Genomic DNA, 13,951 nt, shown 5'->3' on the forward strand with positions numbered 1-13,951 from the left:
ATTATTTAAATCATTTAAGGCTAAATTATTTAAATATGAATGACATTATTGTTTTTTTATCGTCCACGGTTACGCGACGTTGAAGTTACTTGTTTTATAATGAGCGATTTTTGATATCTCGCCGAGAAAATTATCAGCATTCTCTCGTTTCAGTGTCGTGAATATACTGTTAACGGAGGTGAAAAGAATGCTGGGGGTTATACAAAACCTATGTTGTTGTCGTCCGGATTCACCGCTTGCTGATAGTAAGCAGCGTAACCAGAAGTTACCGCAACAAGACTTTGAGGATTTTAAGAACGACGTTATTAATGTCATTAACAACAATGAAGATATTTATTTTCTTAGAGAGAGTAATTTACTGAATGCGTTTATTCGGACGTGCAAAAAAAGAGATGATAACAGTTACGGAAATATGATATTTACGCTTTATTTTGATAACGATATCTATGGGAACAGAATTATCAAAGCATCGCTGAACGGCGGAGAGTTGCAGTTATTAAGCACAGGGTGTAGCAATGATAACATTCTCCATTTTGGTAATGACTCCAACTTACTGATAGTGTTTTATGTTCAGATAATGCCCGATGACCTTGTCATGCAGCTCCACCGATTTTGAGAACGACAGTGACTTCCGTCCCAGCCTTGCCAGATGTTGTCTCAGATTCAGATTATGTCGCTCAATGCGCTGAGTGTAACGCTTGCTGATAACGTGCAGCTTTCCCTTCAGGCGTGATTCATACAGCGGCCAGCCATCCGTCATCCATACCACGACCTCAAAGGCCGACAGCAGGCTCAGAAGACGCTCCAGTGTGGCCAGAGTGCGTTCACCGAAGACGTGCGCCACAACCGTCCTCCGTATCCTGTCATACGCGTAAAACAGCCAGCGCTGACGTGATTTAGCACCCGACGTAGCCCCAATGTTCGTCCATTTCAGCGCAGACAATCACATCACTGCCCGGTTGTATGCGCGAGGTTACCGACTGCGGCCTGAGTTTTTTAAGTGACGTAAAACCGTGTTGAGGCCAACGCCCATAATGCGTGCACTGGCGCGACATCCGACGCCATTCATGGCCATATCAATGATTTTCTGGTGCGTACCGGGCTGAGAGGCGGTGTAAGTGAACTGTAGTTGCCATGTTTTACGGCAATGAGAGCAGAGATAGCGCTGATGTCCGGCAGTGCTTTTGCCGTTACGCACCACGCCTTCAGTAGCGGAGCAGGAAGGACATCTGATGGAAATGGAAGCCACGCAAGCACCTTAAAATCACCATCATACACTAAATCAGTAAGTTGGCAGCATTACCCTCCATTTTATTAATGCATTTCTCATTCGGGTGAAATTTCCGCTACCTGGACGCATAAAACCGGAACTCTCGCCAAAAGTCGGGCACTCCGAAGGAATTGACGCGTTGCGCTGCTCTGTAACGGCATTTACCGCAAGCCATTTATTTCGCCAGCGACAATCCGCAGAGAACCAAACGCATCAGGAAACGACTGAACACAATAAATACTGTATTGATCAACATATTATACTGGCACCTCCAGCACGCAGTGAGGATACACTGTACTGATGAATCCCCTAATGATTTTTATCAAAATCATTAAGTTAAGGTAGATACACATCTTGTCATATGATCAAATGGTTTCGCCAAAAATCAATAATCAGACAACAAAATGTGCGAACTCGATATTTTACACGACTCTCTTTACCAATTCTGCCCCGAATTACACTTAAAACGACTCAACAGCTTAACGTTGGCTTGCCACGCCTTACTTGACTGTAAAACTCTCACTCTTACCGAACTTGGCCGTAACCTGCCAACCAAAGCGAGAACAAAACATAACATCAAACGAATCGACCGATTGTTAGGTAATCGTCACCTCCACAAAGAGCGACTCGCTGTATACCGTTGGCATGCTAGCTTTATCTGTTCGGGCAATACGATGCCCATTGTACTTGTTGACTGGTCTGATATCCGTGAGCAAAAACGGCTTATGGTATTGCGAGCTTCAGTCGCACTACACGGTCGTTCTGTTACTCTTTATGAGAAAGCGTTCCCGCTTTCAGAGCAATGTTCAAAGAAAGCTCATGACCAATTTCTAGCCGACCTTGCGAGCATTCTACCGAGTAACACCACACCGCTCATTGTCAGTGATGCTGGCTTTAAAGTGCCATGGTATAAATCCGTTGAGAAGCTGGGTTGGTACTGGTTAAGTCGAGTAAGAGGAAAAGTACAATATGCAGACCTAGGAGCGGAAAACTGGAAACCTATCAGCAACTTACATGATATGTCATCTAGTCACTCAAAGACTTTAGGCTATAAGAGGCTGACTAAAAGCAATCCAATCTCATGCCAAATTCTATTGTATAAATCTCGCTCTAAAGGCCGAAAAAATCAGCGCTCGACACGGACTCATTGTCACCACCCGTCACCTAAAATCTACTCAGCGTCGGCAAAGGAGCCATGGATTCTAGCAACTAACTTACCTGTTGAAATTCGAACACCCAAACAACTTGTTAATATCTATTCGAAGCGAATGCAGATTGAAGAAACCTTCCGAGACTTGAAAAGTCCTGCCTACGGACTAGGCCTACGCCATAGCCGAACGAGCAGCTCAGAGCGTTTTGATATCATGCTGCTAATCGCCCTGATGCTTCAACTAACATGTTGGCTTGCGGGCGTTCATGCTCAGAAACAAGGTTGGGACAAGCACTTCCAGGCTAACACAGTCAGAAATCGAAACGTACTCTCAACAGTTCGCTTAGGCATGGAAGTTTTGCGGCATTCTGGCTACACAATAACAAGGGAAGACTCACTCGTGGCTGCAACCCTGCTTACTCAAAATCTATTCACACATGGTTACGTTTTGGGGAAATTATGAGGGGATCTCTCAGTACACTGTATCATCAGCGAATCTTATCACTGCGGAGCTGGTTGAACGACTTTCTGAGCGAAATAAGTCGGTTCCCGGTAACAACAACAGAATCCTTTTTTAATTATTGTTTCGTTGTTTTTGGTGTGATTCAGAAAATAAATATTTTAGACAGTAGCCAGTCAGGCGTTAAAAATGGGGCGGATAGTGAGGCGGTTTTGGCTGCGCTTATTGAACATTTAGAATTGATCAATCCTTCTGGCAGATTAAGCCAAAATACCCGTTCGGCAATGCTTCAGTTACGCGAAGAGGAATGGTCTGAATTCTTTTTTTGGTTGCTAAATTCTCTGGAGTGTCTGGATTATGTGATTATTAATTTAACTCCAGAAAGCAAAAAAACGTTGATGAGTGAACACCGTAACAATATTCGGTAGCAATTGATGCTTTATATAGCCAACGTCGGCGTAAATCGCCGGGTGATGAAAGTGAAACACTTACCCGTAGAAATGACGCTATCTTCGGCAACCACGTATGGCAAACATTTGCGCAATACTTCCCGCCAGGACTTGAAAAACCGTCTGTGTAGAAAAAACCATAGATATGGTGTTATCTGCCGACAACGCCATCCGGAGAAGCCGAATGACGTTGTCGGAGTAAGCGCTGGTTAAGGTGTGGGTTGTGCCTCTTTGGTTGAGGGTTGCGTCGTTGCTGACTTAACGGTCGGATGCGTCGCCGGAACATTGTCACACGGTTGCTCTTTCGGGCAGATCAAATCCAGCATTTTCAGCGTCACGCCATTGGTCCAGCCAAAGCCATCCTGTAATGGATATTCGCCACCGCCGCCCCCCGTTCCGGTGGTGCTGACATCATATTTTTCCACCAGCTTTTTCTCCCGGTCATAGGTGTGCTGAACATTGGTCAGGAAGTGCCAGCTAATGTCCATCGCCACCTCTTTTTGCCCGTAGTTTTGTAATCCTTCTGTCGCGACCCACTGTAACGGTGCCCAGCCATTTGGCGCATCCCATTGTTGCCCACTTTTCACCGACGTGGTGTTCAGGCCGCCGGGTTGCAGCAGATGTGTTTTCGTCGCCGTCGCCATTTTGTTGGCGCGATCTTTCGCTGCCGCATTGACGTACAGCGGGAACAGGGCGGCCGCGGTTAACTGATTGCGCACTTTATGACTTTTCAGGTCGTAATCGGCATACCAGCCTTGTTGATCGTTCCACAGGTATTTTTCGATCCCTTTTTGACGGGCATTCGCCAGCGTTTCGTACTGGTTTGCCATCGCGTTATCTCCTGCAGCTTTGCTGGCGCGGGCGAGGATTTTTTCCATTTTAAACATCAGGCTGTTCAGATCGACCGGTACGATGCTGGTGGTGCGTAAGGTATTTAACTGCTGCGGGTTGTCCATCCAGCGCGAGCTGAAATCCCAGCCAGACGCAGCGGCAGAGCGCAGGTCGCGGTAAATTTCAGTGGCAGGTCGATTCGGATTGCTTTTGGCGGTGGCAATATCTTCCACCCATGACTCTGGTCGTGGCGTATCGCGATCGTCCCAGTAGCGGTTGAGAAGGGTACTATCCTGAAGTTTTACAACGCGTTTTTCCTGTTGTCCGGCTTGCAGGTTTTCAACACCGTCCATCCAGTAAGCATATTCTTTTTGCATTTGCGGCAGGTATTGCTTCAACGCGGCATCGCCTTCATGCTGCGCCAGTAACTCTACCATCAGGGCAAAGAAGGGCGGTTGCGAGCGGCTTAAATAGTAACTGCGGTTGCCGTTGGGAATATGACCGTAAGTGTTTATTTCATGAGCAAAATTGGCCACCATATCCGCGACTTTATCCCAGTGACCACTTTCGGCAAGTCCTAACATGGTGAAGTAATTGTCCCAGTAATATACCTCGCGAAAACGTCCGCCCGGCACGACATAAGGTTCCGGCAGCGGTAACAGAGAATCCCATTTTTCGGTGTTTTCGGTAGAACGCGTTAATACCGGCCAAAGTCCGTCAATATGTTCGCGCAGTGACTGCCCCTCTGGCGGAACATATTTCTCGCCTTCTTTCGGCAGGGTGAAATTGACGTTAACGAAATGGCGCAGATCAAATCCGCTCTGGTTTTGCTGCATCCGATAATCAGCAAGGATCATCAGCGGATCGCTGTTAGGCACGGCATCGGCAAAGGTTTTTTGGTCCGGAAAAAGTTTGACGTTTTGCACATCATTAAACAGCGGCCCTAATAAAATATCAGGCGGCTGTGGTGTTACCGGTGTTTCTTCTGCCTGCACCGATAGCGCAGCGAAACACAAAAAGATACAGGCTGGAATTAACGCCATTTTTTGCGGGCGAGAAGGTGCGGGGGATTTCATCAATCATTCTCCTTTGGCGAAACCGAATAAAACGGTATTCAAGTATCAGAAAACCTTAGTTCAGGATCGCACTAGCTGCATGATCGAAATCTCATTCTGCGAACGGTCAGGCATTTTAGAAAAGGGAATTAAAGGGATAAATAACGGCGAAATAGAGTGATCAAATAACGTCTGTTTATTAGCCAGCCAGCGACATTTGGTTCGCGATTAGCGAAGAAAAATCATCATAAATTGGTAAAAAATATAACAGGTAGTTAAAAAACATCAGTGCTGGGTAAATTGCCGGATGACATCAGAACGATGCCATCCGAACGGTGGCTTAACCCTGACGGTTGAAACGTTGCGTTTTAACGTCCAGCGTTAGCGTTTCTTCTGGTTGTATCGCATACAGTTTCTCACCCTGCTGGCAAATCCAGCCAATCCCCAGTTCACGGGCGATTAGGGCGCTGTGGGATACCGGACTTCCGGCGCTAAGGCAGATACCTTTTACAACCGCCGGATCCAGTTGCAGTACTGTGGAAGGATAAATGTTCTCCGCCAGTAGAATAGTTGGCGAGTTAAACTGCGGGAGTTCTTCTTTCGTTTGGGTCAGGTGGACCAGGGTGCGATGCAGAAGATCGTCCACATCAATATAGCGAGCTTGTAGATATTCATCATCCAGTTGCTGGTATTGCTGGCTAAGTTCTTTAAGAACTTGCTGCCAGGCATATTCTGCCGTGCAATGTTCATGCTGAAGGAGTTCGCTTGCCGCCGCCAGCAGTTCCGGATCACCTAACAGTGTATGGTGACCAGAAAAGATTGCGGCAATATCGTCAAGCCCGCTGGCTTCTGCTTTCGCTGTTAACGTCATCAGATCTAATAACGTGAAGTCAATAGCCTGGCGTAATCGATCTTGTTCTTCTTCCGCGGTCAGGGTTGATTTTGCCTGTACCGTACATAAAACTGGTTGATAATAAAAGGCTTTACCCGAAACAGGCAGAACGGGACGCAGAGTAGGTGGAGCGACTTCCTCCGTTTCACCAAAGTTATCTTCAGCCAGGTGACGGAAAGCGATCAGTGCCTCTTCAGCTTCTGGCCCTTTCGCAATCAGGCGCAGCGTATCGTTATAGCGAACTTGTAGTAACGCAATCTGGTTAATACTCTCTGGTGTGACGCATTTGCCGTTTTTTTCCAGCAACATATCGGCATTAAATGTCGATAAGGTATAAACCAGCCGGGAGGCCGGACGTACATGCAGGCCGTTACGGTTTTTTATGACCACCGCCAGAGAACGGGCTTCTTCATCGTACGGAGGACATGTGTCAGAGATTTCAGTGTCGGAGGACGGTAAACCCAGTTGTTCACGTTTGGCTTCCAGCGCATGCATAGCGTCAAAGATAACTTTGTCGATATCCGCCCCCGAGGCCGCGCTGACCGTTGCTGCCAGTGTACCTTCGACCAACGGCGCAGCACACAAACGTACTTTTGCGGCGATCTCGGGAGCCAGCAATTCCAGCGCAGTTTCAGCACTCAATAATGCGCTACCCATATCCATCATGACCAGCACATGGTCGGCATCAGCAACAGATTCGATGGCCTCCATCACTTTGACGGCATCGGTACCAATGGGATTTTGTGGATCGTCAATTCCCGCGGCAATGGCGATTTTACAACTATCACTCATTAACATCTGACGGGCTAATTCACCGACACCTTCTCCCAGTCGGCTGCTATGTGAAACTATGACCAGGTTTACCATCACCAATTCCTTACTCTTTTGCGGCTAACGCCAACATTTGCATCATAAACATCACCGAGGTCGCGCCGGGATCCTGGTGACCAATACTGCGTTCACCGAGATAACTGGCGCGGCCTTTGCGGGCTTGCATCGTAATCGTACTTTGTGCAGCGGATTCGGCGATGCTACTGGCAGCTTCGAGCGCCACCGGAACAGAGAGATTTTGCTCGCTGGACTGACGTAACGATTCCACCACCGGCACCCACACATCACACATGGTTTTATCGCCAGGTTCGGCTTTCCCGCGACTGATTACGCCGTCCGCGCCATCGCGGAACATCTGATAAAGCTCTTCCAGTGTCAGGCTTTGCCGTGCCTGGGTCGCCTGTGCGGCGCGGATAAAGAAGGTACCGAACAGCGGACCACTGGCACCACCGACGCTGGAAAGCAGCGTCATACCGGTATTTTTGAGAATGAAACCGATATCTTTATCTGCGATAGCAGGGAGTTTTTCCACCACTTTGCTAAAGCCTCGGTTCATATTTAGCCCGTGGTCAGCGTCGCCAATCTCGCGATCCAGCCCGGTAAGATACTCGCTCTCGGTGTTGAAAATATCGCCACAACGAGTGAGCCAGTTAACAATTTGAGTTCTGCTCAGTGACATTGCTTTCTCCTTATTTACCCCAGTTAAGGGCCGGGGTGTGGACCGGGGCGTCCCAGAGAGCCAGCGTTTCGTCATCAACTTTCAGTAAGGTGATTGAGAAACCGGTCATATCCAGTGAGGTGCAGTACGCGCCAATTAAATTACGTTCGATAGTCAATCCCGCTTGCTGGCAACGTGTGGTCAGGCGGTTATAGACGCCGTACAGCTCAGAAAGCGGAGTTGCGCCAAGATTGTTAACCAGTGCAATCACCCGATCGCCAGACTGGAGCGGTTGTTTGGTTTGTGGTTCTTCCTGCCAGCTGCCTTGTTGATAATCCCAGAAACGCAAAGTGCGATGGTATGAGCCATGTTCCAGCAGGGTGTCGAACATTTCATCGACGGTTTGATCAAGGGAAGAGAAAGGGCGGCGGTCAATACCTGGCTCACCATGAATGCCTACGCCAAACTCCATCTCATTATCCGCAAGGGTAAAAGAAGGTTTGCCCGCGGCAGGAACGGTACAGGCACCGAGAGCGATACCTATTGAGTGGCCTTGATTATTCAACTTACGCCCCAGTTCCGCACAGGCGTCCAGTGAGTCGCCACGCTCCGCCGCTGCGCCTACGAGTTTTTCAATTAATACGGTGTTGGCAACGCCGCGTCGCCCGGCGGTATAAAGACTGTCTTTTACCGCAACGTCGTCATCAATGACCACAGTGGTCACTTTTACGCCGCTATCGTGCAGTAACTCGGTCGCTGTTTCAAAGTTAAGAATATCGCCGGTGTAATTTTTGATAATCAACAGTACACCTTCGCCGCCATCAATTTGCATGGAGCATTCAAAGATTTTATCGGGCGTCGGTGAGGTGAAAATTTCGCCCGGACAGGCCCCCGAAAGCATCCCCTGACCGATATAACCACAGTGCATCGGCTCGTGTCCGCTGCCGCCACCCGACAGCAGGGCGACTTTTCCTGCAACAGGGGCATCAGCTCGGGTGACATACACCGGATCCTGATGCAGTGTCAGCGATGGATGCGCTTTCGCCAGTCCTGCCAGTTGTTCGTCCAGTACGTCTTGCACATCATTGATCAATTTTTTCATTATTTTGCTCCAGCAATTACGGTAGGGCATGGATGATGTTCAACGACACGGCGACCACTGACTGCCGATGAATCCATTGTGCATCAGGCAAGGGAAAAGAAAATTAGCCCAAATTATGTTTCATAGTGAAACATATGCTTTAATGAATGTTCCATATTGAAACTTTTACGTGTATTAATACTTAAAATTGCGAGCCGGAACACCTTTTGTCATAAGGGATGCGGGATATGAGTGGCGCTTTTAACAACGATGGTCGGGGCATATCTCCCTTAATTGCAACCTCCTGGGAGCGATGCAATAAGCTGATGAAACGGGAGACATGGAACGTACCACATCAGGCCCAGGGCGTGACATTTGCTTCTATTTATCGGCGTAAGAAAGCGATGCTGACGCTCGGGCAGGCTGCGCTGGAAGATGCCTGGGAATATATGGCACCGCGAGAGTGTGCGCTGTTTATCCTCGATGAAACCGCCTGCATTCTCAGCCGTAATGGCGATCCGCAAACCTTGCAGCAGCTAAGTGCACTGGGATTCAATGACGGCACGTATTGCGCCGAGGGAATTATTGGTACTTGTGCGCTATCGTTAGCGGCTATCTCTGGTCAGGCCGTGAAAACGATGGCCGATCAACATTTCAAACAGGCACTCTGGAACTGGGCCTTTTGTGCAACGCCGTTGTTTGACAGCAAGGGCCGATTGACGGGAACAATAGCGCTGGCGTGTCCGGTTGAGCAAACTACCGCAGCTGATTTGCCGTTGACGTTGGCAATCGCCCGCGAGGTCGGTAATTTACTGCTGACGGACAGTTTGCTCGCTGAAACTAACCGTCATTTAAATCAACTTAATGCCCTGTTAGAAAGTATGGATGATGGCGTGATTAGCTGGGACGAGCAGGGTAATTTGCAATTTATTAATGCCCAGGCGGCGCGGGTCTTGCGCCTTGACGCGACGGCAAGTCAGGGACGGGCAATCACTGAACTCTTAACGTTACCCGCCGTATTGCAACAAGCAATAAAACTGGCACATCCGCTCAAACACGTAGAAGCAACCTTTGAAAGCCAGCACCAGTTTATTGATGCGGTGATAACCCTTAAACCGATAATAGAAACGCAGGGAACCAGCTTTATTTTGTTGCTCCATCCTGTGGAACAGATGCGGCAGTTAATGACCAGTCAATTAGGAAAAGTCAGCCATACCTTCGCTCATATGCCACAGGACGATCCGCAAACCCGCCGCTTGATTCATTTTGGTCGCCAGGCGGCGCGCAGTAGCTTTCCTGTCCTGCTTTGTGGAGAAGAGGGCGTGGGCAAGGCACTGCTAAGTCAGGCAATTCATAATGAAAGCGAGCGTGCTGCAGGTCCTTATATCGCCGTCAATTGTGAGTTATATGGTGATGCTGCGCTGGCGGAAGAATTTATTGGTGGCGATCGCACGGACAATGAAAATGGCCGTCTGAGTCGGCTGGAACTGGCACACGGCGGCACGCTGTTTCTTGAAAAGATTGAATATCTGGCGGTGGAGTTACAGTCTGCTTTGCTGCAGGTTATCAAGCAGGGGGTTATCACGCGACTGGATGCGCGGCGTTTAATACCAATTGATGTCAAAGTGATTGCAACAACGACCGCGGACCTCGCAATGCTGGTGGAACAAAATCGTTTTAGTCGCCAGCTGTATTACGCGCTGCATGCATTTGAAATTACCATCCCGCCTCTGCGTATGCGGCGTGGCAGCATTCCGGCGCTGGTGAATAACAAATTACGCAGTCTTGAAAAACGCTTCTCTACGCGGCTGAAAATTGATGACGATGCCCTCGCTCGCCTAGTTTCTTGTGCATGGCCAGGCAACGATTTTGAACTTTACAGCGTCATCGAGAATCTTGCTCTGAGTAGTGATAACGGGCGCATTCGCGTCAGTGATTTACCTGAACATCTGTTTACCGAGCAGGCGACAGATGATGTCAGCGCCACCCGCCTTTCCACCAGTCTGTCATTTGCGGAAGTTGAAAAAGAGGCAATTATTAACGCAGCCCAGGTCACAGGCGGTCGCATTCAGGAAATGTCGGCTTTACTTGGGATCGGCCGCACTACGCTGTGGCGGAAAATGAAGCAACATGGCATTGATGCAGGGCAGTTTAAGCGCCGGGTATGAAAGACAGAAACGATTTCTGATACATCAGAGTGATCTGTATTTCATTCCGGCGCACGCTAACAATTTTCAGCATCGTTTAAGGGCTTGTCTATCCCGCACTTAAAAGCTGAAGCGATATCCTCCGTTGACTTGCTTCTGATCAAAGAGGTTACCCTGCGTGTAATCCGCTTCGAGATAGAATGTGTGCTGTTTGTTATACTGTGCACTGACTCCCACGCCGTTATTCCAGCCATTACCTTTGAAACTGTACTTCTCCCGGGAGTCGTTCAACAGATATTCGGTATCCCCTGAAAACTCGCGGATAGCGCCAGTCTTCACATAGACATTCAGCTGGCTGTTGCCTGCGGTGATGTCATACCCCAGTATCATGCTGGCACGCCCCAGCAGCGATTCGTAGTGATTCAGATGTATATTGAGGCCATTACTCGCCTTCATAGCCATCTCATTCTGGTGGCTGTATGTAAGCTGGGTTTGCGGCTCTATATAGAACCCATAACCAGTAGGGGACAGGTTGAACCTCTGCCCGGCTTCCAGGGAGATGCTCATTCCATTCGCAGTGCCGTTGGCGTTAACGCCGTTGTTCTGACTGTCCAGTACGTGGAAACTATTTTTCTGGCGCGATGCTTTTATAACGAGATCGCTGTAAAAACCGTTTTGTGCCATGTAACTGGCGTACATTCCCATGTAGTCTGAACGTGCGGTACCGTCGCCTCCGCTATAGTCCGGCGATGCATGTGTTGAGTCAATATACAGACCGACATACAACGGCATTACATCAGAGAGACGTTTATCCCCACCAAACTGGATACCGCTGTAACCCATGTCAAAGCCGCTCAGTTTGCCACTGGCAAAGGAGTCCAGGCTTCCCCCATAACTGCGCAACCAGATATTACCGTCTTTACTCTGATTTCGCAAGTCACCCATCCGTTGCATCAGCGTACGGTTTTCAACATAGTTCAATAAGTAACCGACATTGAGATAATTGCCGCCAGCATCTGCGGTCGTGGTGGGTTTAGGCGTGGGAGCGGGTTCAGGCGTAGGATCGGGGTTGACTATGGGAGGCTGAGCGGGAGCTGGTGTGGGTTCAGGATTAGGAGTCGGTTCCGGAACTGTCCCGGAAGCGTAAAGCTCCCAGTTAGTGCCATTTTTACGCACATCGTACAGATATCCCCCCAACTCAACCTGAGAAGACGCGCTGAACGAGGCCGCGCCGTCAGTGGTTTTTACCACTGTCAGAACTTCATTTCCCGTTGTGGCCTCGCTGCCCTGGTTGCGGATAGCCAATACGTGATTACCAGCACTACTCCCGCTGATATTCAATAAATCCCCTCTATTATTAACGCCATTACCCTCGCCAACAACATCAGCACGCATAATAAAGGTACTGTTACCGCTCAGGTTCTCTACGTTTAATGTGGTAAATGTGCCGGCAGTTGACCCGTGGCTGGCAAAATCGACAGTTGAATGGCTCAGCGCCAGCGTGTCGAGATTAGAATTACTTGTTACGTTCCAGACGCTGTTATTCATTGCAACGTCCAGTTTCCCGCCATTGACATTATCGCTGAGGGAGGAACCTGTCCAAACCGACCCAGGGTGCATATCCAGATTGATTAGCCCACCTTTGGAAAGAACGCTACCGTTGATAAGCATACGACCCGAGGCGTTGATGCGGCTGGCGGCATAACCATCGTCATGTTGCGTTGCGATGGCCATCTGGTCGGGTGTACTCATATCAATGACCAGATCGCTCGTGAGGTCGATCTGGCTGTTGGTCATGGCATAAATCCCTCTGGCTCCTGCCGCGCCGGTGATAGCCAAACTGTCTCCGGTTATTCTACCGCCGCTGAGCGCCCACAAACCCAGCGCCAGACTGCCATTACGATCAACCGTAATATCGGTATTTTGCATGTTGATAACAGCCGTTGCCGTCTGGGCCGAGGCACCATAAGAACCGCCGGAAAAGATGCTGTTTCGTTGCGCTGCCGTGCCAGAAAAATTGATTGTCGCGTCTGAACTACTGGTGACGAGGCCACCGCCCTGCGCGGAAGAAATATGGCTATCTGCACCGATAGTGGTTGTACCACCACGAACTTCGACGCCATTGGCCGCGGCTCCAGTTACATCAACAGTGAGTGCATTCGCGCTAACCTGGCCAAAGCTCCAGAGGCCGTGAGCATTATCGCCATTGGTTTTAATGGTACTGTTTGTTCCGAGATCGACAACAGAGTTTTTCTGTACGTTTATCCCCATGGCGCTGTAGCCCTGAACATCGATTGTCAGGTCTGTCGCCGTAAAACGCGCAGCACCATTGGCGTTATTGCCGTTGAGACCACCGATATAAACACCTGTACTTCCATCGGTCTTGATTTTACTTCCGCTTCCAAGATCGACACTGGTGCCATAGTCATTGATGGTTAGGCCTATACCGTTCGAGTTTTCAATGGTGAATTGAGTGGCTGTTAGTGTTGAGCTATGCCCAATAATGATGCCGTCATCGTTACTCTTAATGGTGCTGCCTGTGCCTAAGTCAGCATGGGTATAGTCACCAATTAAGTTAATGCCGATGGCAGAGGTTTGACCAACAACATCTACTGTGAGTCGGTTAGCTGTCAGGGAGCTGTTTTTGCCCTGAATAATGATTCCTTTTGCATATCCAGAGGCGTCGTTGACATTGACGGTGACATCATTACCCAGGTTGATATTGCCAGGCGTGTTTCCTGCTGGGGTCATTACACCATAGAGGTTTCCTGATGGATCGGCGGTATCTCCTGTAATTCTGTCACCATCATTAATAGTAATATTGGTGCCATATTGACTTCCTGTATCAGCAGCTATCAGCAGGGGGGAAAAGATAATTGCATTCAAACCAATAGCGCCAAATTTTATCAGTTGAATTGAGGGCGAACGGATTTTTAATTCAGCGAGACGATCGGCTTTGGTATTCCCATTGTGTTGTTTGATGCCCATACCACTCCTATATAGTACCCAGGCTATGGGTCTATGGATTTTGTCATTTTGTTTAAGTCAATGAATAATATCCTCTTATCATCATGATATCTGTATGGTGCAATCATGATGAGCTTCTCTGAGAATAATTCTCTATTAC

General features: G+C 48.7%; 9 protein-coding genes, 1 pseudogene and 3 other annotated features. Of the genes and pseudogenes, 4 read left to right on the top strand and 6 right to left on the bottom strand.

What is annotated here, in order from left to right; genetic code table 11:
• Nucleotides 1-157: 157 nt before the first annotated feature.
• A complete protein-coding gene (locus tag SF1195; protein ID NP_707102.1) occupies nt 158-616 on the top strand; it encodes a hypothetical protein in 459 nt (152 codons plus the stop codon).
• Nucleotides 536-1,304, bottom strand: a mobile genetic element. It overlaps the preceding gene by 81 nt.
• Here SF1195 and insA read toward each other — a convergent pair.
• A complete protein-coding gene (gene insA / locus SF1197; protein ID NP_707104.1) occupies nt 974-1,249 on the bottom strand; it encodes an insertion element IS1 protein InsA in 276 nt (91 codons plus the stop codon). It overlaps the preceding feature by 276 nt.
• 263 nt (nt 1,305-1,567) lie before the next feature.
• Nucleotides 1,568-2,896: a mobile genetic element, on the top strand.
• Here insA and SF1198 point away from each other — a divergent pair.
• Together SF1198 and ycgY are read left to right on the top strand one after the other, a co-directional pair.
• Entirely contained in the window at nt 1,675-2,883 is a 1,209-nt protein-coding gene (locus SF1198) for an insertion element iso-IS10R transposase (protein ID NP_707105.1), read from the top strand. Its footprint overlaps the feature before it by 1,209 nt.
• Before the next feature lie 124 nt (nt 2,897-3,020).
• Nucleotides 3,021-3,460, top strand: a sequence feature (Similar to Escherichia coli K12 conserved hypothetical protein gi: 1787446 (147 aa). BLAST with identity of 99% in 147 aa. This CDS ontains frameshift. The sequence has been checked and is believed to be correct.).
• Nucleotides 3,021-3,460 (top strand): annotated as a pseudogene (gene ycgY, locus SF1199). (Overlaps the previous feature by 440 nt.)
• A gap of 78 nt (nt 3,461-3,538) precedes the next feature.
• On the opposite strand, the gene treA reads toward ycgY, so the two are convergent.
• The 4 genes from treA to SF1203 all read right to left on the bottom strand — a co-directional run bounded on the left by treA (nt 3,539) and on the right by SF1203 (nt 8,728).
• Complete coding sequence (treA, locus tag SF1200) at nt 3,539-5,236, bottom strand: trehalase (RefSeq protein ID NP_707106.2); 1,698 nt, start codon at nt 5,234-5,236, stop codon at nt 3,539-3,541.
• Between the two features lie 319 nt (nt 5,237-5,555).
• Nucleotides 5,556-6,974: a dihydroxyacetone kinase subunit M gene (ycgC, locus tag SF1201; protein ID NP_707107.2), complete on the bottom strand. Its 1,419-nt coding sequence runs from the start codon at nt 6,972-6,974 to the stop codon at nt 5,556-5,558.
• Nucleotides 6,975-6,984: 10 nt separating this feature from the next.
• Nucleotides 6,985-7,617 carry a dihydroxyacetone kinase subunit DhaL gene (locus SF1202; RefSeq protein ID NP_707108.2) on the bottom strand — a complete coding sequence of 211 codons (633 nt, stop codon included), beginning with the start codon at nt 7,615-7,617 and terminating at the stop codon, nt 6,985-6,987.
• Between the two features lie 10 nt (nt 7,618-7,627).
• Nucleotides 7,628-8,728 carry a dihydroxyacetone kinase subunit DhaK gene (locus SF1203; RefSeq protein ID NP_707109.2) on the bottom strand — a complete coding sequence of 367 codons (1,101 nt, stop codon included), beginning with the start codon at nt 8,726-8,728 and terminating at the stop codon, nt 7,628-7,630.
• A gap of 188 nt (nt 8,729-8,916) precedes the next feature.
• On the opposite strand from SF1203, the gene SF1204 reads away from it, so the two are divergent.
• Complete coding sequence (locus SF1204) at nt 8,917-10,845, top strand: DNA-binding transcriptional regulator DhaR (RefSeq protein NP_707110.1); 1,929 nt, start codon at nt 8,917-8,919, stop codon at nt 10,843-10,845.
• 99 nt (nt 10,846-10,944) lie between these two features.
• Here the strand turns inward: SF1204 and SF1205 are convergent, their stop codons facing one another.
• Nucleotides 10,945-13,812, bottom strand: a complete 2,868-nt coding sequence (locus SF1205; RefSeq protein ID NP_707111.1) for an adhesion and penetration protein — start codon at nt 13,810-13,812, stop codon at nt 10,945-10,947.
• Nucleotides 13,813-13,951: the final 139 nt, after the last annotated feature.

It is taken from the genome of Shigella flexneri 2a str. 301, assembly GCF_000006925.2.
Lineage (GTDB): Bacteria > Pseudomonadota > Gammaproteobacteria > Enterobacterales > Enterobacteriaceae > ECMA0423.